Raw genomic sequence first — 22,292 nt, forward strand, 5'->3', positions numbered from 1 at the left:
AGAGGTACAGATGACCACCACCACCGCCCCCACGCCCGCTCCCGCCGCCGCCCCCGCCATACCCGTCCTCTGCCGCGACAACCCCACACCGCCCGCGGCGGGACGCGCATCGACCAACAACTGGGACACCGCCTTCGCGCTGAATTTCGCCAATGCCAACCTGGCCATCAAGGCGCAGAAGAGTTCGCCGCCCTCCTTCTCCGGCACCAAGCCCGGTGGCGGCTTCAGCGGGCCGGCCATCGAAGTCGCCGGCACCTTCGGCGACTGGCAACTGAGCGGCGGCAGCGGCTCGCTTGCCGAGTTGACCTTGCCCATCTCCGGCAACGCCACGGCACAAGCAACGCCGCCCATCTCGTTGCCCTTCAAGGGCTCCGCTGTCATCCAGATCTCGTTGCAGTACCTGCCCCAGCCCGGTGCCAGCGTGCCGACCAGCAACGCCACCGGCGGCACCACCGACGCGCTCAAGCCGAAGCTCACGACCACCGACCCGGCGACGCAGCCGATCGTCTCGATCATCACCCTCACCCTCAACCCCGAGGCGGCAGACGCCAAGGATGCCGTCTCGGACGTGCTGGAGACCTGGCTGCTGGCCAACCTCGAGAGCTTCAACCACACCTTCGCCGCCATCGACCTCGGCGCCGTCGCCGACAAGGGCCAGTTCCAGTGGCTCGTTCCGACGATGGTCGGCTACGGCATCAACAACCCGGTGGGCACCAAGCCGGACGACTACGTCTTCGGCGTGATGGCCATGACAGAAGGCCGCACCGCCGCCAACCTCGGGCATGACGTCTCGCCCAACATCATCCCGTCGGGCTGCAATGCCGGCTTCCTCATCTCGCAGGAACGCTTCCTCGAGAAGATCATGAAGCCGGGCATCTCGAAGCTGTTCCTCAAGGCGAGCACCTCCGACTTCCAGGTCTCCGACGATGGCTCGACGATCACCAACCTCAACAGGGTCTACTTCCACGACTTCACCACCGCGAGCAAGTCCGGGGACACGACGGTGGACATCACAGGCGCCTACATCGACATCGGCAAGTTCACGCTGATCGCCAACACCACCACCCTCTCGATCAACTTCATCGACCTCAAATTCCCGTGGAGCGGTGGCGACTACACAGTGCACCTGGACTACACCGGGGAGTCCGAGCTCTACATGGACTCCGGCAAGCGCTTCCAGGCGTGCACGGTGACCAAGCCGGTCCTGACCACTTCGGTCACCCAGAGCTCGGCATCCAAGTGGACCAACCTCGTCGTGGGCCTGGTCGAAGGCGTTGCCTTCGCAGTGGCCGGCGCGGCCATCGGCGGCGCACTCGGCCCGGTGGCCGAAGGCGCGGGCGAGGCCATCGAGGAAGGCGGAAGTGCCGCGGCCGATGCGGTCGAGGACACCGGCGACGCCCTGAGCTTCAGCGCCGACCTGCCGGTCGATGACGACATCCCCAACCTCGAGGAGGAAAACTCGGAAGCCGACGCCGATGCCGCCGAGGAGATGGAGAACTCCGACAACGAGTCCTACAAGTCCAAGTTCAAGGGCTTCTTCCGGCGCAACTGGCGAAAGATGCTCGGCATGGCCATCGGCGGCGCGACGGCCGCCGTGGTCGCCAAGCTGCCCGACATCATGGAGGCGTACTCCGAGAAGGACCTCGACAACATGCCGACGCTCTTCGAGTTCGTCGACAACACCGTCTCCCCGGTCGCCTGGCCCGGCCAGACCGGCTACACGCTGGAAAACCTCGCGCTCAACGAGTCGCTGCAAATCGGTCTCAACGTCCAGATCGCATCATCCTGAGGAGCCCATCATGACCAGCATCAGCACCAACAACTGGGACACCGCCTTCGGCATCAAGTTCAGGGACGCCAATGCGACCATCGTGGCCCAGAAAAGCTCGCCGGCCTCCTTCAACGGCAGCCATGCCGTGATCGGCGGGGCGATCGACGTGACCGGCACTTTCGGCGACTGGCGGATGAGCGGAGGGTCCGGCTCCCTGCTGCACATGACGGTGCCCATCACCGCAGGGACGGTATCCGGCGCGGGCCTCCCTCAGGCGTCCTATGCCGGAAGCGCCATCATCCAGATCAGCCTGGGCTTCATCCCGCAAGCGGGCCAGACCACGGTGAACAAGCTCAAGGTCGACACCGCCGCGCCCGCCTCCGTGCTCGGCCTCACGCTCTCCTCCGGCCCCGCCGACGCATCGGACGCCATCCAGGGCGCGCTGGGCGACTGGCTCAATGCCAACCTCCGCCAGTTCAACCACGTCTTCGCCGCCGTCGACATCAACACCGCGGTCGACACCGGCGACTTCGCCTGGCTGCAGCCGACGTACCTCGGCTATGCGATCTGGACCGAGAACATCGCGAGTGTGGACGACTACCTCTTCGGCGTCCTCGCCATGACGGAAGGCAGGAGCGGCTCGCGACTGTCCCCCGAACTCGACCCGGCCATCATCCCCGCCGGCTGCGATGCCGGGTTCCTCATCGCCCCCACCTGCGTCATGCGGCAGTTGTTCGAGCCCCATGTCGAGATCCTGTTCAAGGACGACACGCCGGCCAGCTTCGACTACATGGACGACGGCATGACGCTCTACAACACCACGCCGCTGGGCCTGCCCGACTTCACCCTGTCCAACGGCGAGAAGGTCACCGATGCAACGATCAACGCCGACGGCTTCAACCTCGCGATCGGCACGGGCTCGGTCATCATCTCCTTCACCGGCATGAGCTTCACCTACAAGACGGGCTACACCGTCACGGTCGACTACCGTTCGGTGAACGCGATGGGGACCGACAGCGACGGCCACTTGCAGCTCACGCAGACCGGCGTGCCGACCGTGTCGATGAACATCTCGGAGAGCTCCGGGGAGAAGTGGAAGGACATCCTGGTGTCCGTCGGCATCAGCCTCGGCGCGGCCATTGTCGGCGCGGTGTGCGGCGGACTCCTCGAGGCCGGACTGGCGGCGCGGGCCGCGGCGACCGCGGTCAGCGCCGGCGTGGACGCCAGCATCGACGGCGTCGTGGGCATCGAGCTCGACGCCGTCGTCGACGCGATGACGCCCGAGGAACAGATGGAATCGGACATCGCCGCCCTGAAGCAGGCCGTGACGGAACTGGAGAACCCTGACGCCGTGACGAGCTTCAAGGGCTTCTTCAAGACCAACGGCGCCAAGCTGCTTGGCGCCGTGGTCGGCGCGGCCGCCGGTGGCGGCTTGAGCAGCATCCCCATCATCCTCGACGGCTATGCCGAAGACGACAAGGACAACATGCCAACCCTCGACGCCTTCGCGGCCAATGCGATCGGCAGCACGCAATGGGCCCAGGGGACGAGCTACAAGCTCACATCCGCAGCGCTGAACAGTTCGTTGCAGCTCGGCCTGGTCGCGGTCAAGACCTGAGCATGGCCGCGCCTGCCCCCACCCCGGCGCCCGACCCCAGCCTGACGGCCGACACCTACGGCTGGGACACCGTCTTCGCCCTCCGCGCCGACGACGTCAACGCCGCCATCAAGTCGCTCGCAAGTTCCCCGAAGACCTTCAGCGCCTCGACGATCGACCCGCACACCAAGGCCGGCGTGCAGGTCAGCGGCGCGTTCTCGGATTGGGCCATCACGCTGGGCGGGAGCGGCAAGTTGTTGCACATGAGCACGCCGGTCACCTCGCTCGTCGCCGCTGGAACGGTGAACGGCCAGCCGGTGAGCTTCACCTACGGCGCGGGCAGCTTCGAGATCCAGGTGGAGCTCGCGTACGTGCCGCACACGGACCCGCCCGCCGGCGCGACGGGTACCTTCCACAAGCTCGTCGTCAGGGGCACACCGCAGACACCGCAGGAGCAAGTCGTGACCGTGCTCGGCGGCTACGGGTTCGGCAACAGCACCGATGCGCAACACCTGCCCTTCGCCTCGGTGTCCGACGATGTCATCGCGGCAATGCAGGCGTGGTTCAACGCCCACCTCGGGGACTTCGAGCACGTCTTCGCCACCGTCAACCTCGGCCGCACGGCCGACCAGGGCCAGTTCGCCTGGCTGCTGCCGACGTATTCGAGCTATGCGTACATCGACGGCGCGACGCTCGACACCAGCATCCTCGGCATCCTCTGCATGACCGGCGGCCGGGACGGCAGCGGCCTGGACCAGGAGGTCTCGCCCAACGCCATCCCGGCCGGTTCTCGCGCCGGCTTCCTGATCGCGCCGGAGCGCTTCGTCAACGAGATGCTGTTGCCATCGATGCCGCTCGTCTACTCCGGTGCGTCGACCGCGGACTTCGCGCCGCGCAGCGATGGCACCGGCCTGACCCTGGCCAATGGTCCGGCAAGCATCAAGGACATGGTCGATGCCGACGGCACGCCGCACAAGACCGTGCTGAAGAACTTCGAGCTGTCGACGGCCGACGCGACCCTGACCATCGACGCCACGACGCAGACCGAGGTCTCGCCCGGCATCCATGCCTTCACCCACAACGTCACGTCGTACACGCTGGCGCTGCACCAGGCGAGCCCGACGGTGCAGACGATCAACTACGCGCAGTCCGGCAACCCGACGGTCGAGCACTGGACCGAGGAGAGCGAGGGCGTCAAGCTCAGCAAGATCTTCGAGGGCATCGCGGCAGCGGTCATCACCATCGCCGTCGGCGTGCTCACCGACGGGGCCGGCTTCGCCATCGCCGCCGTCGTGCTGGGCGTGCTCGCGGGCGTGGCCGCCGAGGTGCCGGCCATGATCGCCGACGCCAACACCGACGCCTCGCCCTCGGTGAGCCTGCTGACCTTCAATGCGGTGGACCCGCTGCAGTGGAGCGACCAGAAGGACTTCACGCTGGACCAGGTGGCGTTGAACTACTCGCTGCAGATGGGCGGGACGCCGCACTTCGGGGGTGGGTCCTGAGTCATGCGCCGGGCCAGTGGCCGTACAGTTGAAGGATGCCAAGCCACCCGCGCCCGACCACCATCGCCGAATACATCGAGGCCGCCCCGCCCGAGGCCCGGGCGCACCTGAAGCGCCTGCATACGATCCTCAAGGAAGTCGCGCCGGACGCGACCGAGGCGATCAAGTGGGGCACGCCCTTCTTCGTCGAGCCGCGCTTCCTGTTCGCCTTCTCCGCGCACAAGGCGCACCTGGACTTCACGCCGACCGAGAAAGGCCTCTTGCCGTTCCGCGAGGAACTGGCGCAGTACAAGACCACGAAGAACATGCTGCAGTGCCCGTACAAGCAGCCCTTGCCGGAGGACCTGATCCGCAGGATTGCCGAGCACCAGGTTCGCGTCGTGCGTGAGCGCGAAGACGACGGCTTCTGGTAGCGCTCGTTGTGGTCGGTGTCATTGCCACGACTCCAGTTCCAGCGTGCGCGTGCCGCCGGTGAGATAGGCCAGCCGCTCGGCCGGCTCGTCGCGCTGCACCCGCACGAGGCCGACGCCACGGCAGTACCACTCGGTGCTGGTGAGCGGCATGTCGCGCCAGCCGCGCACCGGGTCGGCATAGAGGCGCAGCATCGCGGTGCCTTTCACGCGCAGGCAATGGTCGTAGTGGCCGGCCGGCACGTCGACGGATTCGTCTTCCGCCTCGATCTGGTAGCTCATCGGGATGCTGGGATGCTCGTGGCGGATCTCGCGCGGGAAGTCGTTGCGCCGCATCAGCAGGTAGGCCGTCGTGCTGGCCTGCCATTGCGTCCCCGTGGTGAAGGGCGCGCGCAGCACAAAGCGCTGGGGCTTGTCGGGCCGGGGTGCGTCGTCGAGGTCGCTCTTGGTGGCCACTCGGTAGATGCCGGTGTCGTCGGCGCGCAGCCAGTAGTCGACGCCGCTGTCGCTGCGTCGGCGCCAGGCCGGGCCGCCTTCGAGTCCTTCGTCGGATGATGAACCGAGCGTGCGCAGGACGAGGGTCTCGCGCTCGGTGATGCCATCATCGCCTTGCGTGGTGACGCGGTAGGTCCAGCGGTGGCCGGCCTCCAGCGGGAAGTACGGGCTGGATGGTCCACCGGAATGGCAACCTGCGAGCAGGACGAGGCACATGGCGATGCAAGTGCGCAGTCCTCGCCTTGGCAACCGTGATGTCACTGAGCTCAAGGCGCCTTCCATCTCACTTCTCCGGCAACTGCGGCACCGGCATGTCGCGCAGTTTGATGGCAGTCTCGTCATTGCCGGGCCGCAACCAGGCGAGCCCTTCCTTGCGAGCCTTGGGCTCGACGGTGCCAAGCTGCGTCACACCTTCGCGAACCTTCTTCATGCCGTCGTTGAGCAGCGAATGCAGGTCCTTGCTGTAAGGCAATCGATAGGCGCGCGGCTGCGCGGCGGGCTTGCCATCCTCGATCGCATTGACCCACACATACAACCCGCCCGCACGCTTGCTCGTCGGCTCGTCAATCACCGCGGCGAGCAGCACGAAGCGCTCCGGCATCGCGTCGGGGCTGGGCCAGCCCCACATGCGATGCACGACGTCATCCGCATAGAAGTAGAAGCAGGTCACGCTCACCAGCAGCAGGCCCTTGAGCCACGCGGGCCAGCGCGACCACAGCAGCGACATGGCCACAAGCAAGACCAGCGCCGTGAAGCTGAGGACCAGGCTCAGGGTCATAGTCGCTGCACCAGCTTCTTCGGCAAGGTGTTGATGTGGGTCACGCTGCCGTCGGCCAGGATGGTGAAGCGCGCGGCCGTCGCTTCGTCGCCGGGGCGCGCGAGCGTGACCTTGCCATTGAAGACGATCTCGGCGCGCGGGTTGACCTTGGTGACGGCCACCGTCACCTCCACCGGCCGCCCGTCGCGCGACTGGTAGTACTGGACGTTGACGGTGAACTCGCCCGGCACGATGCCGCGGATGGTCACCACCTCTTCGCGGAACGGGCTCGCGATGCGATGGCCGTCGACGAGCGTCGAGGCATTGGCATCGCCGCGGTCGTCGCGGTCGAGGTACATGAGGCCCGCCTCGCGCTGGCGGAACCAGACGAGGTTGCCGGCCGGGTCCTGCACCCAGGTGTCGATGTCGTTGGGGTTGCGGTCGGGCCAGTCGACGGTGATGAGGTATTCCGCCTTCGAGCGCACGTCGCCAGCCTTGAGCGCCTTCGGATTCATCGCCAGCAGCGCGACGATGAAGCAGAAGACGAAGGCGATGAGCATGTTGAACAACATGTCGTAGAAAGGGTCGACTTCAGGCTCGCGGCGGACGCGGCGGCGGCGCATGTCAGGCCTTCGCGCCGTTGCGCGACAGGCCGATGCGCTGGATGTCCGCCACGAGCTGGTCGGCATAGCGATCCAGCCGGGTCAATTGCAGCCCCAGCAGGATGTTGCCCACCAGCCCCACCATCGTCGTCAACAGCGCCACGCCCAGCCCGGTCGTGAGGCTGCGCAGCAAGTCCTGCGACTGGCTCGCGTCGAAGCTCTGCATGTGGCCGATGTCGAGCGCGAGGATCGAGAAGCCGATCACCTTGCCGAGCAAGCCGAGCTTGAGTTGCACGCCGTTGACCCACCAGGCCGTGCCGTGCGGGCCGTGCGTTTGCTCCATCAACAGGTCGAGCGCGGTGTCGGCGTTGGCCTTGTCCTGCGACAACGCAGCCCAGTAGTCGGCCGCCCATCCCGGTGCAGCGCGCCCGGCGCAGAGTGCATCATGCTGCGACTGCAGCACCCGCGCCCTCGCCCCGCACCACAGCGTCGCCGCCACGAACACGATCACGATGACCAGCGTGATGCCGGTCGGATCGGAATTCAGCAGCAGCGCCCAGACGCCGCGCGCACCCAGCAGCCAGGTCGCGAAGCCGAACACGCCGGCCAGCGCCAGCCACTCGAGCCACAAGGGCTCGGGTGCTGCGCTGTACCGGCGCTTCAGCGTCAGGCCGAGCCTGGCTTGGGTGCCCATGCCATGCACCAGCCTTCGGCCGCGATGTGCTTGCGGCCGAACATGGCGCAGCCCGCCCATGCATCGGTGGCCGATCCCTGCCACATCGCGCAGTTCACGCAGCGCTGCGTCGCGGCGTGCTTGGGGTACTTCTTCTGGTCGACGTTCTTCGTGTCGTGCTTGTAGCCGAGCGCGATCGAGGTCTCGTCGCCCTCCTCCGCGTGCGGTGCAGCCCAAGCGGTCACGGGCACCAACACCGCGATGCAGCTACCCGCCACCATGCGACCGGCGAACACCCTCCGCGTGACCCCGGCGGCCACGCCTTCGTGAATCTGCTTCATGACGCCGGCCTCAGTTGAATGCGACCTTGGTCGCGCCGCCGGTTTGCGCCGTGCGCGCCGTTCCGCCACCCGCACCGGGGATCTTGAACACCCACACCATGCCGCCCTGCTCCAGAAGATTGACCTTCTTGGCCACCTCGCCGCCCCACAGCGGCACGGCGCCGCCCCAGCCCGATACCACGCCCACGTACTGCTCGCCGCCCTGCATCCAGGTCACGGGCGGCGCGACCACGCCGGAGCCGGTCTGGAACTCCCAGACCACCTTGCCGGTCTTCGCGTCCGCGGCCTTCAGGTAGCCCTCGGGCGTGCCCCAGAACACCAGGTTGCCGCCGGTGGTCAGCACACCGCCCCAGAGCGGCGCGCTGTTCTTCACTTCCCAGGCCATCTTGCCGGTCTTCGGGTCGATGGCGCGCAGCGAGCCGATGTAGTCCTCGTTGAGCGGCTTGATCGTGAAGCCCGCTCCGAGGTAGGCCGCGCCCTTCTTGTAGGCCACGGGTTCGTTCCAGATGTCCATGCCCCACTCGTTCGACGGCACGTAGAACATCTTCGTGTCCGGGCTGTAGGCCATCGGCATCTGGTTCTTGCCGCCGAGGAAGCCCGGCGCGGCGAACACTGAACTGCCCTTCTTGCCATCGGCACCCGCCGTGGGATCGCCGGGGCGGTTCTCGGGAATGAAGTTGGGCCGGCCCGTCTTCAGGTCGATGCCGCTGGCCCAGGTGATCTTCTTGACGAAGGGAAAGGCATTGATGAGCTGGCCGGTGCTCGCGTCATTGACGTAGAAGAAGCCATTGCGATCCGCCTTGCCGCCGACGCGCTTGCCATCCATGTCGAAGGTGACGAACTCGTTGACGCCGTCGAAGTCCCAGCTGTCGTTGGGCGTACCCTGGTAGCTCCACTTGATCTGGCCGGTCTTCACGTCGATGGCCACGGTCGAGCAAGAATAGAGGTTGTCCCCCTGCCGCAGGTGGGCGTTCCAAGGGGCCGGGTTGCCGGTGCCGAAATAGGCCAGGCCGGTCTTGGCATCGTAGGTGCCGCCGAGCCAGGTGGCGGCGCCGCCGGTCTTCCACAAGTCGCCGGGCCAGCTCTTGTTGGTGGTGCCGGAGATGCCGTTCTCCTTCTTGTTCCCGTCCTTGTCGAAGGTGTAGCCCATGTGGCCTTCGACGGTGGGCCGCGTCCACAGCATCTTGCCGGTCTTGGGGTCGCGCGCCTCGACGCGCCCGACCACGCCGAACTCGCCGCCCGACACGCCCGTCAGCATCACGCCATTGGCAATGATCGGCGCCGCCGTGGCCGAATAGCCTGCCGCATAGTCATCGATCTTCTCCTTCCAGACGACGTCGCCCGTGTTCTGGTCGAGCGCCACGAGTTGCGCATCCAGCGTCGCGAAGATCACCAGGTTGTCGTAGAGCGCGGCGCCGCGGTTGACCACGTCGCAGCAGGGCATGATGCCTTCGGGCAGGCGGTGCTCGTATTTCCACAGCTTCTTGCCGGTGGTGGCGTCGAGCGCAAAGATGCGCGAGTACGACGCGGTGACGAACATCTTGCCGTTCATGATCACCGGCTGCGCCTCCTGGCCGCGCTGCTTCTCGCCGCCGAAGGAGAAGGCCCATACCGGCAGCAGCTTGCCCGCGTTGGACGAATTGACCTGCTTCAGCGGCGAATAGCGCTGGCCCTGGGTGTTGATGCCCCAGGTCAGGACGTTGCCGGTGGCGGTGGCCTCGGACTGGATCATCTTGTCGGTGACCTGCGCCTGGGCGCCGGCAGCCGCCAGGCCAATGGATATGAGCGCGGTCAAGAGCTTCAATTGCATGGTGTCTCCTCGGAGGTGGAACGTGGGGCTCGGACACGCTCGAAGAAGCGCGCCCTCCGCGTTCCAGGGGGCAAGTGCCATGCCATGCTCTTGAGGCCTTGATTGCGTCCTGGCGGGTCAGTTTGCCGGGGTAGGCGCACGGGTTTTCCCGTTGCGTTGCTACAAGGTTGAACAACCCGCGCGGGCGGGCGTGGCATCGCGTCACAGTGCGTTGACGCCTCGTCGCTCATTGCATTGCGCAGATCCCTGCGCCAATTTTTCGAGGTCCGCACGCCGGGCCGCCGGTAGCCGACCTGCCGTAGGGCCATGCGGGTCGGCCTCCGCGTCGATTCAGGGTTTTCCCCAGAATGACCTCATCTCCCCACCTGAAGCCCTCTCATGCTGATCCTCTTCGCAGTCCTCGGGGCCGCCGTCGCCCTCGTTGTCCATGGCGTGAAGACGTCGAAGGTCGTCGACGAGTAATCCCACTCGACTCAGCTGATCAGCTTCAACCCCGGCGGCAGCGCTTCACCGTACACGCCGCGCTCGCCGGCTTCATCCAGCGCCACGACCTCGCGCACGCGGTCGATCCAGGCCTGCGGCGCGCGATGGGTCTTCAGCCGCGCCATGACCTTCTCGCGCAATTCAAGCGGCAGGTCGCGCGCCCGGTCGCCACTCAGGCGGGACATGTTCGCTGCAGCCGCCGCCGCACCATCCACACGTTTCCAATCCAGCGCCAGCAGCGCTTCCAGCCAGGCCTCGGCCGTGGCAACCGGCACCACGCCGTGCGCGCTGCCATGGAGCGGCGCCCGCGCCCCGATGCGGCCGATGGCCCACAGCGTCCAGCTGTCGCGCTCTCCAGATCCTTTCGCGACCGAGCGCTGCAGTTGCTCCACCAGCCAGTCGCCGATCTCCACCTTGTGCTCCACCGGGATGTTCTCCAGCGACGCCCCCATGCGCACCATGTCGTCCCAGCCACCCTGCACCAGTTGCGGCGGCCGTTCCTCGATGCCTGCTTCCGCACCCCGCAGGTTGATCGCGAAGTCCTGAAGCAGCCGCTGCTGCGCCGATTCGTCCAGGCCACCGGCCACGCGCCGCCACAGGGTCCACCACTCCGTGTTGACCTGCCGATCGCGCCCGTGCTGCACCCCGAGTTCGAAGAGCGGCCACAACTGCCCGATCCGCCAGTCGTCCAGCGGCGCGCCGAAACCCGGCCGCAGGCACCAGCCCGCCAGGCTCAGCCACAGGCGCTCGTGATCGGCCGTGCGATGGCGGCCCCGCGCGCGCTGCATCAGCGCGTCGAAGAGCGGGCGCAGCAGACTCGTCGGCCAGCGCTCGCGACTGCCCAGCAGGCCTTCAAGCTGCGTGCGCAATTGCTTGACGGCCTTGGGCCCCACCGCGCGATCGCGTGCGCCGAACACGCGCTCGATGCATTCCACGGCTTCGTCGAAGCGCGGCGGCAGTCCACCCGCCGTGCTCTCTGCCTGCGCGGGCTCCTCGTCACGCAAGCGAAATTCCAGCTTCCATCGTTGCGCCGGATCGTCCGCGGCGATGCAGTGCATCTGCAGCGTGCCGACCTCCGTCAAGGTCGCGGCCAACTGCACCGGGATGCCGCGTCGCGCGCCGGCATCGCCAACGCGCACGATGGTTGCGACCGGCGGCAGCGACTGCACCTCCAGTCCTTCAAGATCGACCAGTTCTCCCGCCAGCGCCGCGGGCCGGCCGCCTGAAGCGCCGGTCGTCGACACCAGGCGGAACTGCACCGGTTCCCCGACGCGCAACTCGAAGCTCCGGCCCTCCAGCCGAATCTCGCGGCCTTCCTCGCTGCCCTGCGGCAACACGCAGACCGAGCGGCCCTGGCCATCATCGAGCGGCAGGAAATAGCTACGCGCCGAACCGCCGCCGATCTTCGGCGCGAGGCCCCGCCGCGCCAGTGCGAAGGCCACAGCGCCCCGCGCGACCGCTACATCGGGATCGGCGTTGTGCAGGCTGCGCAATGCCGCGCCGCGCCACGCGCCGAGCGTGGCCTGCAGGCGCACGGCGATGGCATTGGCGCGAAACACCCCGCCATTGAGCAGCAGCGCATCGGGCCAGCCTGCCGCCGCATGCTGCTGCAGGAAGCCGGCAATGTGACGCGTCACGGCCGGATCGCTGGCATACGGCAGGCCGAACGCGACCAGCCCGCTCGCACGATCGCGCCGAGGCAGCTCGCCGGCCGGCACCTGCGGAAAGAAGCCATCGAGCACCATCCGCTCGACCTCGTCGCGGCCCAGCGTCACCGATCGCGCGCCGCCAATCAGCCGCGCACCCGAACCCAGCAGCGTGACCTGCGCGCTGTCCGGCGCGTCCACCGCCAGCAGCCGTTCCTTGGCGGCGCGGCAGCGTTCGACCAATTGCGCGAACTGCCCGGCCGGCAACCGCGCGGCGCGCTCGCCCGCCGCCGCGTGCAGCCGGGATTCGGCCAGATGCGCCAGCGCCAGGTCCATGTTGTCACCACCGAGCATCAGGTGCTGCCCGACGGCGATGCGTTCGAAGCGCGGCTCGCCCTGCTCGTCCCGTTCGACGCGCACCAGGCTCAGGTCGGTGGTGCCGCCGCCGACGTCGCACACCAGTACCAGCCGCGCATCCGCCAGTTCATCGGCAAGCGAACGCCGATGGCGGAAAAGCCAGTCGTACAGCGCGGCCTGCGGTTCCTCCAGCAGGCGCAGTTTCGGCAGGCCGGCATCGGTCGCCGCGGCCAACGTGAAGGCACGCGCCGCGTCGTCGAAGGAGGCCGGGACGGTCAGCACAAGCTCCTGGTGTTCCAGCAGGGCTTGCGGAAAGCGGTGGTTCCAGGCCGAGCGGATGTGCGCAAGGTAGCTCGCGCTGGCCTCCACCGGCGAGACCTTGGGCACCTCGGCCGCCGCGCCCCAGGGCAGGATCGGCGCCATCCGGTCGACCGCCGCATGCGACAGCCAGCTCTTGGCACTGGTCACGATCCGCCCCGGCACCTGCGAGCCGAGCCGGCGTGCCAAGGCGCCGATCACCGCGCCCGCCTCCGTGCGGGCCGGTGGCCAAGGCAGCGTCAACGCGTCCGGCGCCAGCTCCCCCGGTGCCGGGTGGTAGCGCATCGAGGGCAGCAGGGGCCGCGCCGCGACCTCGCCCGGCGCGACCAGTTGCTCGATTTCAAGCAGGCGGATGGCGTCGTCCGCCACGCGGCCACGCATCGGCGCATAGGCAACCACCGAATGCGTGGTGCCGAGATCGATGCCGACCGTCCAGGCGGCTTTCATGCGACTGCCAGGGGACGATGACCGAAAACGGCAGGCCCGTCCAAAACTGCCACGCGGCAAACGGGTACCGTGCCCCCCGGGCCGTGCCGCAACCGGCCCGTCGCCGGCGGAGGCTCAAGCCTCCTGCCGCTCGCCACGCACATCGAATTCGATCTTCCAGCGTTCGTCGCCGCTGCGCGGCACCGCATCGAGCTCCAGCGTCCCGGCTTCTGTCACGCGGGCCTGCAGTCGCACCGGCACCACCTCGCCGGACTGCCTGCCCTCGGGCGGCAGCGTGGCGGAGAGTTGGTCGAGTTCCTGCAGTTCCTCGGTGGCCCAGGTGTCGAGCAGGGTGCCGACCGCATCCTGCCGCCGCACCGAAGATGCGAAGAAGCGGAAATGCACCGGCTCGCCGACCACCAGGCCGAGTTCCAGCGCCGGCAGCTCGGCTTCGGTGCCCTCCTCCATGCCGAAGGGTGCCACGCACAGCGCTTCCACCGGCGGCACCATCCCCGGCACGGCCGGCATCGAGGATTCGACGCCGAGGTAGTACGCAAAGGCGGTGCCGCCGCGGATGCGCACGCCGCGCCCGTGCCGCACATAGCCGTAGTACGCGGCGCCCCGCGCCACCGCCAGGTCCAGGTCGGCGCCATCCAGCAGCCGCGCTGGCGGCGCGCCTTCGGCCGCGAGCCAGCCGTTGACCGTGGCCAGCGTGCGATCCGCCAGCAGCGGCGACTTGAATACGCCACCGTTGAACAAGACGGCCGTCGGATGCAGGAAGCTCGCGCCCTCCGCACCCTGCTGGTCGCCGAAGCCTTCCAGCTCCGCCAGCGCGCCCAACTGGCGCCCCAGGAATGCCGCCAGGTGTCGCGTGACTGCGGCATCCTGGGCATAGGGCAAGCCGAGTTGCGCCAGGCCGGCGCGCACGCGGCTCACCGGCCGCGCCGCGGCTTCCACCTGCGGGAAGAAGCCCTCGACGATCGTCGCCGCCACCTCCTCCGCCGTCAGCTCGGTGCGGATCGAGCCGCCGATCAGCTTGCTGCCGCGGCTGGGGACGACGATCGGTTGCGCGGCGCCATCGCCCGGCGTGCCGGCAGCGCCGAGCAGCTTCTCCTTGGCGCCGCGGCAGGCGTAGGTCAACGCGCGCATCTGCCAGGCATCCAGCGTGGTGCCGGCCGCGACCAGCTTGCGGGCGACCACGTGCGCCAGCGTCAAGTCCATGTTGTCGCCGCCCAGCAGGATGTGCTCGCCGACCGCGACGCGCCGCAGTTCGAGGTTGCCTTCGCGCTCGAGCACGGCGATCAGCGAGAAGTCGCTGGTGCCACCGCCCACGTCGATCACCAGGATGACATCGCCCGGCCGCACCTGCTTGCGCCAGTGGCCGCCGCTGGCCTCGATCCAGCTGTACAGCGCGGACTGCGGCTCCTCCAGCAAGGTGAGCGAAGCGCAGCCGGCCGTCTTCGCGGCTTCCACCGTCAGCTCGCGCGCGGCAGGGTCGAAGGAGGCCGGGATGGTCACCGTCACGTCCTGCTCGTCGAAGGGTGCCTCGGGGTGCGCATGGTTCCAGGCGTTGCGGACGTGTTCCAGGTAGTGCGTCGAGGCGTCCAGCGGCGACACCCGCGCCACCTCGGCCGGCGCATCGTGCGGCAGGATGGCGGCACGGCGGTCGACGCCAGGGTGACACAGCCAACTCTTGGCGCTGGAGACCAGCCGGATCGGCGTGGTCGCACCACGGCTGCGGGCCAGCTCGCCGACCGCTTGCTGGCCTTCCGCCGACCACGGCAGCGCCAGCGCGCCGGCCGGCATTTCGTCGGCATGCGGCAAGTAGAGGAAGGACGGCAGCAAGTCCATTGACTCGACCGCGCCCGGCGCGGTGAGTTGCGGAATTGGCAGGGTTCCGTGCACGGTGGCCTCGCCGTCGCTGGCGGCAATGTCGACCCAGGCCAGCGCGCTGTGAGTGGTGCCGAGGTCGATGCCGATGGCGAAACGCGGCTCGCTCACAGCTCGACCTCCGCCGGCGCCACCACGCGTGCATCGTGCTGCTCCGCCGTCCGGGGCAGGCGCACGTCGGTGACGCGCCAGCCGCGGTGTGTCAGGCTGCCGGTGAAGGGCGGCTGGCCGACCACGTTGCCGGTCAGGCGGACCGCCGCGGCGTCGAAGCCCGCCGGCAAGGTGACGCGGGCGCCTTCCGCCTCGTCGCGCACCGGAGCGATGGTGAAGTGCTCGCGCAGCACCTTGGCGCAGCCTTCGTGCACCACGCGCGCCGCAGCGCCAACGTCCGCGTCGCCATAGGCGCCGATGTCCTCGCCAACGAAGTCGATCAACCGGGCTTCACGCTGCAGCAGCGCGAGCAGTTGCAGGGCGGCTTCGGGGCCGGCTTCCTTCAATACCGGCGGCGGTGGTGGTGGTGGCACTACGGCAGGGGCCGCCGCAGGCTGGGCGGGTGCGGGCGCCGGCGCGGCGACATCGCGCACGGCGACATATCGCACCGCCAGGTCGGCGTCGCCCAGCAGGCTGAAAAAGGCGCCGAAGGCGAGAGGAATGCGGCGCAGCAGCGAAGGCTTGACGCCGTCGGAATTTGGGGCTTGCGGATTGTTCATTGAATGTTCCAAGTCGGCCATTCGGGCGGCCGAATCCGTGATTGCGGGTGGGCAAATCCGGGCCAGGGGTCACAACAAGGGCCGGAAAAAGCAATGATGCCATGTACGCATGGTGCAGTGCAGCATCCAGGCAACGCTTGGAACATGGCAACGCTCGTCTGCACGGAAATGGGCGTATTCCTCTAAAACGCGGACCCGCCTCGAAATGAATGCTGCAGCGCAACAAACATAGGACTACCATGGACGCATGGCCCTCTCACTGTATGCAGCGCAGGCACTCGTCGGAAGCTACCTGAATGGGCGTCAGTTGCCTGACGCGCTCCTCGGCTCCATCGTGGATTCGGTGGAAGCCCGGCTGAAAAGCGGCAAGCTCCCGGTGCTCGATGAAGCCCTCAGGGACTTGATCGACCAGGAAGCCATCGCGCCGGAACGACCTGCGGTCGCCCCGTCAACGCGAAGCCATTGAACGGGCGATCAAGCCAGGCGCCAAGTCCGGCTTGAAGCCCGCCGTCAGGGGTCCAGGCTCTTCAAGTGACCCCGCAGGGCCAGCGCCGCCTGCTGCAGCAACTCGAATTCTTCGTCCGGCAGCGGGTGGCCGACCATGTCGAAGTGGCTCATGGTGCCCCACAAGGCCCCCTCCCCGGTGGTCAGCGGCACGCTGTGGTACGAGACCACCACGCCCTGGTAGGGATGCCCGTCAAGTCGCTTGTCGAGACGCGAATCCTCGGTGCGGAAAGCCTGGTCTCGCAGGACGAACTGGCAGAAGCTGTGCCTGAAGGGAACGACCAGCAGGAACTCGGGGCGCACCTGGTCGAGCTTGTCGTACAGGGCGACGTTGCGAAGCAGTTCGCCCTCGAAGCGATAGATGGCCGTGTAGCGATGGGCAACGCCTTCGTTCAGCCAGGCGAGCGCGGATTGCAGGCCGCCCTCCTGCGAGAGCAGTCCGGAAAAGGTTGCGGCATCGCGTAGAGATTCCATTGATTCGTGTCCACCTTGTGTTCGGCCGGTGTGGCGCTCAGGGATGCAATTGTGCTTGAACGTGAATCAGAGCCTTCAGCGCAGGAACACGCTGTTCATGAGGCGCTCGATCGGGTATTGCAAGGCGCCCCGATACGAGCACGAACGGCCGCAACGCCCAGGGGCGCATCAACTTCTAGAGCACGCTGGTGGCGTCGAGGTTCCCCGGGGGTCCGCACGGGTTGGGCCGAGGGAGGAATCCGGCTAAGGTTGCCGACACCGTCAGCCTCGTCCACCTGCCCCATGAAGCAGTTCCATCGCCCTCTCCTGCTGTGCGCCCTGCTCCTCGCGGCCGGCTGCGCCAATCGTCCTGCAGTGGTGCCGCCTTCCACGCCGCCCCCCTATGCCACGCTGTCGCCGGAACAGGCGGAGGACATCGCGATCCATGCACTCGGCCTCGTGGGCGTGCCGTATCGCTATGGCGGCAACACGCCGGAAGGCGGCTTCGACTGCAGCGGGCTCATCGGTTATGTGTACCGGGCGCGGATGGGCGCCGCGCCGCCGCGCACCGTGGCGCAACTGGCGGGCTTCGGGCAGCCGACGACGATCGGCGAGCTGCGCGCGGGCGACCTGGTGCTGTTCGGCGGCGGCAGGCCGACGCATGCGGGCATCTACGTGGGCGGTGGGCGCTTCGTGCATGCACCGTCGACCGGCGGCGACGTGCGCATGGATCGGCTGGACGGGCCTTATTGGTCGCGGCAGCGGGTGGAAGTGCGCAGGCTTTAGTCCATGCCTGCATACGAGACGCGAAGCTGCCGCGGACTCGGGTTAAATTTGCGAAAGCGGATCAGCCGCTCGACAAATCAAAAAGGGAGTACAGATGACAACCAGTTCCATATCGGTGGGCCGTGCTCAGCATTCCGCCCCAGACTTCATGCTCTACGGGCGCATCACTGCGGGCTTTGTCGGTCGCGTGAGTTGGCCCGACCCACCGGATCTTCATTCTCGCTGGTCATCTCGGACGCGTACTCCGGCATCACCCTGATCGACGGCCAACCCACAATGCCCGGTCTTGGCTACGAGAACTTCAAGCGGATCACAACCAACTTTCAACACACCATTCCAGAAAACGCCAAATTGCGCATACCGCTGCGCCCTCCGGCTGGAATGAGCAGACAAGACTTCGCGCGCAAGTTGATGGAAAAGGCGCAGAACTTCACGAGCTACGTCTCGCCCTATTCGGCTCCGAAGCACGTCCACGGGTCGCGAATGAGGCCTGGTGAGTACAACAGCAGTTCCTATATTGCAGGGCTGCTGTAAAGTGTCATGGGATACGTGCCGCACATTTCGACTCCCGGTTATCAGTCGCCGGGTTGGGAGTCGCCCATGCCGCTGCACTTCTACAAGGGTGAGGCCATCCGATGAAGCTCGGTTGGAAGCTGTCGGCGAACCTGCTTGCCTGGATCGCCGCGTTTCCACTGATCAATGCAGCTGCGAGGATGCTGGAGCGTCGCTGGGAATGGGCTGGATCCAGCGCAGCGGCCGGGACCGTAGCGGTCGTTCTGCTTCTGTGGGCCGGCTTGATTTACTGGTTGCTGGTGCCGCGCGGCACGACTGCAGCAAAGCGCGCCGGCTATCTTGCCGCCTTTGCATTGTTGATGCTGGCGTCAGGGCTGCTTTCCATGTGGCTTGGCTTCTGGCTAAGCGTCGGGCTCTATGGCCTGTGATCGTCAGTCGCACAGAGTCCGACAGGCACCATGAGCAGGCCTTGTTCGCCAAGACCAGATCAGTCGCCCTACCGGGACTCCCGCAACCGCTGCAACACCCCCGCCGTCGGATAACCGTCCGCCGGCAAGCCGACGCTGCGCTGGTAGTCGCGCAGCCCCGCGCGGGTGGCCGGTCCCATCACGCCGTCGGGCGTGCCGCTGGCAAAGCCGCGCTGGTTGAGCAGCGTCTGCAGTTCGGTCAATTCGCTGCGCGTGAGGGCCGCCAGGTCACGTGGCCAGGACGCCTGCACACCGGAGCCGCCCGCCAGGCGCTGGGACAGCAGGCCGACCGCAAGTGCATAACTGGTCGAGTTGTTGTAGCGCAGGATGGCGCGGAAGTTCGCGCCGACCAGGAAGGCGGGCCCGCGCGCCCCGGCCGGCAGCAGGATCGAGCCATCGGCAAGGTCGGGCAGCGGCTGCCCGTCCATGGTTCGCACGCCTTCGGCGGCCCATTGCGCAGCGGACTGCCGCACCGTCGGATCTGCACGCGCGTAGTCGAAGCCCGTGGGCACCTGCACCTCGGTGCCCCACGGCTTGCCTGCCTGCCAGCCCGCGCGTGCCAGGAAATTGGCGGTCGAGGCCGTGACATCGGCCATGCTGCCCCAGATGTCGCGCCGGCCGTCGCCATCCGCATCCACTGCATAGGCCAGGAAGTTCGACGGCATGAACTGGGTCTGGCCCATCGCACCGGCCCAGGAACCGATCATGTGGGCGCCGTCGATGTCGCCCTTGTCGATGATCTTCAGCGCGGCAAGCAGTTCACCACGGGCCCATTCCTCGCGGCGGCCGTCGAAGGCCAGCGTGGCCAGTGCGTCGACGGTCGGGGTGTTTCCATAGTTGCTGCCGTAGTTGCTCTCCATGCCCCAGATCGCAACGATGACAGGGGCCGGGACCCCGTAGCGCACGGCCGCGGCATCGGCCTCGCGGCGGATGTCCCGGAGCTTCTCCTGGCCGGTTGCAATGCGTTGTGGTGACACCGTGTTGTCGAGGTAGGCCCAGGGCGTGCGCGTGAATTCGGGTTGCGCCCGGTCGAGCGGGATGATGTCGGGCAGGTATTGGGCCTTGTCCAGCGCGCTGCGCAAGGTGGCCTCGCTGATGCCGCTTGCGCGGGCCGTGGCCCGGAACTCCGAGAGCCAGCGGGCGAAGGCCTGCCGCCGCGTGGCTTCATCCGCGCCGGCAAGTGCGGGGGATTGGAGCGTGGGTGCCGCCCGCGTGCCCGCTGCCGCAGGCGATGAGGACGGTGCCGAGGCGCAACTCGACAAGGCTGCGGCCACGAGCGCGGTCACCAGGAGCCGGGTGATGCGCGGCGACGTGAAGCTGGCTGGGTGCATGGGTTCATTCTTACATCCGGGACCATGTCGTCCGGAGAACTCGGACACGCCCGGATTCGTCTTCGTTTAACGAAGCGCGTTCGCCATTGATGTGCAGTTCGCAGCAGTTCAGGCGGCACGATCGTTTGTTCTTTCACCTTGCCAGCAACGCCGGCCCGACCGGCGCCAAAGGAGAGAAAAATGCTTCAACTAGGCGGCTTGTTCCTCGGCAGCCTGATTGCCTTGTCCGGCTCGGCTTTCGCCGCCCAACCACAGGTGACCGACACGACACGTGGCGACCGCATGCAGGCGGCGCAGATGGATTTCGAGTCCGGCAAACCTGCGATGACTTCGCCTGCCCCCAAGGCGAAGCCCATGCACAGCAGCTCGAAGCATCACCACACGACAAAGAAATAGGCTTCGGCTGCGGGCTGCAGCAAGGCGCTCAAGCCTCGAAGTCCGAATTGCGGACACGGATCGGTTCACGCCCCGTCTCCTCGAAGATCTTCCAGGCCACGACGTTGATTGCGACGTAGTTCTCCTCGTAGGCCTTGACAGCCCGCTCCGGTCCGTCGGGGCCGTAGACGAGCACGTCGAAGTGCGCGAGCAGTGCGTCAGCCGAAATGTATGCCTGGATATCACGCCCCCGCGCCGCGATGGTGAAGGCGACCGCATCGCCCACCCATGACGGACCTTCCGGGCCGCCAATGCGCTGCTGCGCGCGCCCGAGCGTCTGCAGGTCGCCCGGCACGGTGGCTGCGCTGAATTCCGAAGCCTCGGCGCGTGGCGGTTCGGGCAGAGTCTCCGCATCGGGCAGGACCTTGGGCACGTACTCCATCTCGACGTCGGCGATCTTGATGATGTCCCCGCTCGTGAGGGGCGTCACCGAGATGGCCTGCCCGTTCACCCGCGTGCCGTTGCGGCTTTCGAGGTCGCGAAGGACCGCGGCACCGTCGCCGCGGCAGACGAAGACGGCGTGATGCTTGCTCACGGCCGGACGGTCCAGGATGAGGTTGCATTCCTCGTCGCGGCCCACCAGAGTCTCGCCGTCGAGCAGACGCACAATTCGAAAGGGTTGACCTTCGATGGTCAGGATCAAGCTGGCCATGTATCTCCTGGTAAGAATGGTCAGTACACCCCCTGTGTGCAAGCTTTGTACCACTCATGAGGCAGTTGCGCCGGTCAAGCCCGACTGGACCTGTGCGGTGATTTTTCACGAGCTTCCGAGGCGCATCGTGTCTCGGCGGCTTTGGACATGGCGCTCCAGGTGTCGCAAGGATGTGTCAGCGGAGCAAGCGGGGCAGCGCTTGACCGGCCCCGCCCGGCACCGCGACACCCTGCGGAAACAGCATGCGCGAGAGCCGTGACGGTTCGATGGCGAAGCACTCGCCGCATGCCTGGGCGATCAGCGCATCGAGGGCGGTGGTCGGCCGGAGGTCGCGGTTCTCAAGCAGGTTGCCATTGCCGAGGCCCGGCCAGTCGGCCAGCACCCGGCCGCCTTGCACGGCGCCGCCCAGCAGCATGGCCATGGCGCCGGTGCCGTGATCGGTGCCGTTGGTCCCATTGGCCGCCGCGGTGCGGCCGAACTCGGTGGCGACCAGCACGACGGTCTCGGACCATGCGCTGCCCATGCCGTCGCGCAAAGCGGCAACCATGGCGTCCAGGTTGCGCAACTGGGCCGCCAGGCGGGCGTTCTGCGCACTGTGGGTGTCCCAGCCGCCGGTCTCGATCATGGCGATGCGCGGGCCGTCGGCGCGGGCCAGGAAGCTGGCCGCGAGCTTGCCGGTGCTGGCACCGTCCTGGCGCGGTCGCGCGCCGCCCTGCCCGCCCATCGCGATGTCGCGCGTGTCCATGGCCGAGGACCAGAGGGCATGCAACTGCGCATCGTCCTGGTAGAGCTGGGTCACGCGCAGCATCAAGTCGTCGGTGGCCTGCGGCAAGGCGGAGGGAGCGTACGAGGCCACCTCCACGGGGCCGCGCAGGGCCACCGGCACCGTGGCCGAGAAGGCGATGGCCTCCTTGTCAGCATGCGGCAGTTGGCTGACCAGGCGATTGAGCCAGCCGTCCTTGAGCTGGTAGGGCGACGTGCCGCCGGTTTCCAGCACGTTCTGGCCGTCGAAATGCGAACGGTCCCGGTACGGCGAGGCCACGGCGTGTACGAACAGGGCTTCCCTCGCGGCATGCAGCCTGGCGGTTTCGACCATCGCGGGGTGGAGCGCGAAGCTGCCGTCCAGGTGGGTGGCGGTGGCGGGGTCCAGCGCCATGGCGCCGCGCAGGCGTGCGTAGCCGGGGTCGGCATAGGGGATCAAGGTTTCCAGCCCATCGGCGGCGCCGCGCTGGATGACGAAGACGAAGCGTCTCTCCGTGGCGGCCTTGGCGAGTGCGAGGCGGGGCGCGACCAGGGTCAGCGCGGCACCGCTGGCGGCCATGCGCAGGAAATCGCGGCGGGGGTATTGCCGATCGGTCATGCC

General features: G+C 67.5%; 22 protein-coding genes. 9 read left to right on the plus strand and 13 right to left on the minus strand.

Going from position 1 to position 22,292, the window contains the following annotated elements; all coding sequences use genetic code 11:
* Positions 1–10: 10 nt before the first annotated feature.
* The 4 genes from WKW79_RS02005 to WKW79_RS02020 are packed head-to-tail and all read left to right on the plus strand — an operon-like array spanning position 11 to position 5,283.
* Entirely contained in the window at positions 11–1,789 is a 1,779-nt protein-coding gene (locus tag WKW79_RS02005; protein ID WP_340333418.1) for a TULIP family P47-like protein, read from the plus strand.
* Positions 1,790–1,799: 10 nt separating this feature from the next.
* Positions 1,800–3,389 (plus strand): TULIP family P47-like protein, encoded by a 1,590-nt coding sequence (locus WKW79_RS02010; protein WP_340333419.1) that lies wholly within the window; start codon positions 1,800–1,802, stop codon positions 3,387–3,389.
* 2 nt (positions 3,390–3,391) lie between these two features.
* Complete coding sequence (locus WKW79_RS02015) at positions 3,392–4,870, plus strand: TULIP family P47-like protein (RefSeq protein ID WP_340333420.1); 1,479 nt, start codon at positions 3,392–3,394, stop codon at positions 4,868–4,870.
* Positions 4,871–4,905: 35 nt separating this feature from the next.
* Positions 4,906–5,283 carry an iron chaperone gene (locus tag WKW79_RS02020; protein ID WP_340333421.1) on the plus strand — a complete coding sequence of 126 codons (378 nt, stop codon included), beginning with the start codon at positions 4,906–4,908 and terminating at the stop codon, positions 5,281–5,283.
* A gap of 18 nt (positions 5,284–5,301) precedes the next feature.
* Here the strand turns inward: WKW79_RS02020 and WKW79_RS02025 are convergent, their stop codons facing one another.
* From WKW79_RS02025 to WKW79_RS02065, 9 genes are all read right to left on the minus strand, one after another.
* Positions 5,302–5,991 carry a hypothetical protein gene (locus WKW79_RS02025; RefSeq protein ID WP_340333422.1) on the minus strand — a complete coding sequence of 230 codons (690 nt, stop codon included), beginning with the start codon at positions 5,989–5,991 and terminating at the stop codon, positions 5,302–5,304.
* A gap of 67 nt (positions 5,992–6,058) precedes the next feature.
* Entirely contained in the window at positions 6,059–6,553 is a 495-nt protein-coding gene (locus WKW79_RS02030) for a hypothetical protein (protein WP_340333423.1), read from the minus strand.
* Positions 6,550–7,155, minus strand: coding sequence for a hypothetical protein (locus WKW79_RS02035; RefSeq protein ID WP_340333424.1), 606 nt, complete (start codon positions 7,153–7,155; stop codon positions 6,550–6,552). Before WKW79_RS02035 ends, WKW79_RS02030 begins: the two co-directional genes overlap by 4 nt.
* A gap of 1 nt (position 7,156) precedes the next feature.
* Complete coding sequence (locus tag WKW79_RS02040; protein WP_340333425.1) at positions 7,157–7,828, minus strand: MotA/TolQ/ExbB proton channel family protein; 672 nt, start codon at positions 7,826–7,828, stop codon at positions 7,157–7,159.
* Entirely contained in the window at positions 7,801–8,148 is a 348-nt protein-coding gene (locus tag WKW79_RS02045; RefSeq protein ID WP_340333426.1) for a high-potential iron-sulfur protein, read from the minus strand. Before WKW79_RS02045 ends, WKW79_RS02040 begins: the two co-directional genes overlap by 28 nt.
* 10 nt (positions 8,149–8,158) lie before the next feature.
* Positions 8,159–9,958 carry a PQQ-dependent methanol/ethanol family dehydrogenase gene (locus WKW79_RS02050; protein WP_340333427.1) on the minus strand — a complete coding sequence of 600 codons (1,800 nt, stop codon included), beginning with the start codon at positions 9,956–9,958 and terminating at the stop codon, positions 8,159–8,161.
* Between the two features lie 473 nt (positions 9,959–10,431).
* On the minus strand, positions 10,432–13,209 hold the full coding sequence (locus WKW79_RS02055) for an Hsp70 family protein (RefSeq protein ID WP_340333428.1): 2,778 nt from the start codon (positions 13,207–13,209) through the stop codon (positions 10,432–10,434).
* Positions 13,210–13,323: 114 nt separating this feature from the next.
* Positions 13,324–15,189 carry an Hsp70 family protein gene (locus WKW79_RS02060; protein ID WP_340333429.1) on the minus strand — a complete coding sequence of 622 codons (1,866 nt, stop codon included), beginning with the start codon at positions 15,187–15,189 and terminating at the stop codon, positions 13,324–13,326.
* Complete coding sequence (locus WKW79_RS02065; RefSeq protein ID WP_340333430.1) at positions 15,186–15,788, minus strand: DUF2760 domain-containing protein; 603 nt, start codon at positions 15,786–15,788, stop codon at positions 15,186–15,188. Before WKW79_RS02065 ends, WKW79_RS02060 begins: the two co-directional genes overlap by 4 nt.
* 247 nt (positions 15,789–16,035) lie before the next feature.
* Between WKW79_RS02065 and WKW79_RS02070 the strand changes: the two genes are divergently transcribed.
* Positions 16,036–16,254 (plus strand): hypothetical protein, encoded by a 219-nt coding sequence (locus WKW79_RS02070; protein ID WP_340333431.1) that lies wholly within the window; start codon positions 16,036–16,038, stop codon positions 16,252–16,254.
* Positions 16,255–16,298: 44 nt separating this feature from the next.
* Here the strand turns inward: WKW79_RS02070 and WKW79_RS02075 are convergent, their stop codons facing one another.
* The gene (locus WKW79_RS02075) at positions 16,299–16,766 is read right to left on the minus strand and encodes a GAF domain-containing protein (RefSeq protein WP_340333432.1); all 468 of its coding nucleotides are present in this window, start codon (positions 16,764–16,766) and stop codon (positions 16,299–16,301) included.
* Between the two features lie 282 nt (positions 16,767–17,048).
* Here WKW79_RS02075 and WKW79_RS02080 point away from each other — a divergent pair, with 282 nt between their 5' ends.
* From WKW79_RS02080 to WKW79_RS02090, 3 genes are all read left to right on the plus strand, one after another.
* Complete coding sequence (locus WKW79_RS02080; protein WP_340333433.1) at positions 17,049–17,531, plus strand: C40 family peptidase; 483 nt, start codon at positions 17,049–17,051, stop codon at positions 17,529–17,531.
* Positions 17,532–17,723: 192 nt separating this feature from the next.
* Positions 17,724–18,065, plus strand: a complete 342-nt coding sequence (locus WKW79_RS02085; protein ID WP_340333434.1) for a hypothetical protein — start codon at positions 17,724–17,726, stop codon at positions 18,063–18,065.
* 101 nt (positions 18,066–18,166) lie between these two features.
* Entirely contained in the window at positions 18,167–18,472 is a 306-nt protein-coding gene (locus WKW79_RS02090) for a hypothetical protein (RefSeq protein WP_340333435.1), read from the plus strand.
* A 68-nt stretch (positions 18,473–18,540) separates the two neighbouring features.
* Here the strand turns inward: WKW79_RS02090 and WKW79_RS02095 are convergent, their stop codons facing one another.
* On the minus strand, positions 18,541–19,842 hold the full coding sequence (locus tag WKW79_RS02095) for a lytic murein transglycosylase (protein ID WP_340333436.1): 1,302 nt from the start codon (positions 19,840–19,842) through the stop codon (positions 18,541–18,543).
* Positions 19,843–20,022: 180 nt separating this feature from the next.
* On the opposite strand from WKW79_RS02095, the gene WKW79_RS02100 reads away from it, so the two are divergent.
* Entirely contained in the window at positions 20,023–20,238 is a 216-nt protein-coding gene (locus tag WKW79_RS02100) for a hypothetical protein (protein WP_340333437.1), read from the plus strand.
* A 28-nt stretch (positions 20,239–20,266) separates the two neighbouring features.
* Here WKW79_RS02100 and WKW79_RS02105 read toward each other — a convergent pair whose 3' ends face one another.
* Positions 20,267–20,929, minus strand: coding sequence for an FHA domain-containing protein (locus WKW79_RS02105; RefSeq protein ID WP_340333438.1), 663 nt, complete (start codon positions 20,927–20,929; stop codon positions 20,267–20,269).
* Positions 20,930–21,104: 175 nt separating this feature from the next.
* On the minus strand, positions 21,105–22,289 hold the full coding sequence (locus WKW79_RS02110; protein ID WP_340333439.1) for a DUF1501 domain-containing protein: 1,185 nt from the start codon (positions 22,287–22,289) through the stop codon (positions 21,105–21,107).
* Positions 22,290–22,292: the final 3 nt, after the last annotated feature.

This window comes from Variovorax robiniae, from assembly GCF_037889955.1.
Classification (GTDB): domain Bacteria; phylum Pseudomonadota; class Gammaproteobacteria; order Burkholderiales; family Burkholderiaceae_C; genus Variovorax; species Variovorax robiniae.

Coding starts and splice junctions, on each gene's coding strand:
- WKW79_RS02055 (WP_340333428.1), bottom strand. CDS start 13,209: ATGAAAGCCGCCTGGACGGTCGGCATCGATCTCGGCACCACGCATTCG.
- WKW79_RS02090 (WP_340333435.1), top strand. CDS start 18,167: ATGAAGCTCGGTTGGAAGCTGTCGGCGAACCTGCTTGCCTGGATCGCC.
- WKW79_RS02075 (WP_340333432.1), bottom strand. CDS start 16,766: ATGGAATCTCTACGCGATGCCGCAACCTTTTCCGGACTGCTCTCGCAG.
- WKW79_RS02035 (WP_340333424.1), bottom strand. CDS start 7,155: ATGCGCCGCCGCCGCGTCCGCCGCGAGCCTGAAGTCGACCCTTTCTAC.
- WKW79_RS02010 (WP_340333419.1), top strand. CDS start 1,800: ATGACCAGCATCAGCACCAACAACTGGGACACCGCCTTCGGCATCAAG.
- WKW79_RS02105 (WP_340333438.1), bottom strand. CDS start 20,929: ATGGCCAGCTTGATCCTGACCATCGAAGGTCAACCCTTTCGAATTGTG.
- WKW79_RS02040 (WP_340333425.1), bottom strand. CDS start 7,828: ATGGGCACCCAAGCCAGGCTCGGCCTGACGCTGAAGCGCCGGTACAGC.
- WKW79_RS02050 (WP_340333427.1), bottom strand. CDS start 9,958: ATGCAATTGAAGCTCTTGACCGCGCTCATATCCATTGGCCTGGCGGCT.
- WKW79_RS02100 (WP_340333437.1), top strand. CDS start 20,023: ATGCTTCAACTAGGCGGCTTGTTCCTCGGCAGCCTGATTGCCTTGTCC.
- WKW79_RS02025 (WP_340333422.1), bottom strand. CDS start 5,991: ATGTGCCTCGTCCTGCTCGCAGGTTGCCATTCCGGTGGACCATCCAGC.
- WKW79_RS02080 (WP_340333433.1), top strand. CDS start 17,049: ATGAAGCAGTTCCATCGCCCTCTCCTGCTGTGCGCCCTGCTCCTCGCG.
- WKW79_RS02110 (WP_340333439.1), bottom strand. CDS start 22,289: ATGACCGATCGGCAATACCCCCGCCGCGATTTCCTGCGCATGGCCGCC.
- WKW79_RS02005 (WP_340333418.1), top strand. CDS start 11: ATGACCACCACCACCGCCCCCACGCCCGCTCCCGCCGCCGCCCCCGCC.
- WKW79_RS02045 (WP_340333426.1), bottom strand. CDS start 8,148: ATGAAGCAGATTCACGAAGGCGTGGCCGCCGGGGTCACGCGGAGGGTG.
- WKW79_RS02095 (WP_340333436.1), bottom strand. CDS start 19,842: ATGCACCCAGCCAGCTTCACGTCGCCGCGCATCACCCGGCTCCTGGTG.
- WKW79_RS02030 (WP_340333423.1), bottom strand. CDS start 6,553: ATGACCCTGAGCCTGGTCCTCAGCTTCACGGCGCTGGTCTTGCTTGTG.
- WKW79_RS02065 (WP_340333430.1), bottom strand. CDS start 15,788: ATGAACAATCCGCAAGCCCCAAATTCCGACGGCGTCAAGCCTTCGCTG.
- WKW79_RS02070 (WP_340333431.1), top strand. CDS start 16,036: ATGGCCCTCTCACTGTATGCAGCGCAGGCACTCGTCGGAAGCTACCTG.
- WKW79_RS02015 (WP_340333420.1), top strand. CDS start 3,392: ATGGCCGCGCCTGCCCCCACCCCGGCGCCCGACCCCAGCCTGACGGCC.
- WKW79_RS02020 (WP_340333421.1), top strand. CDS start 4,906: ATGCCAAGCCACCCGCGCCCGACCACCATCGCCGAATACATCGAGGCC.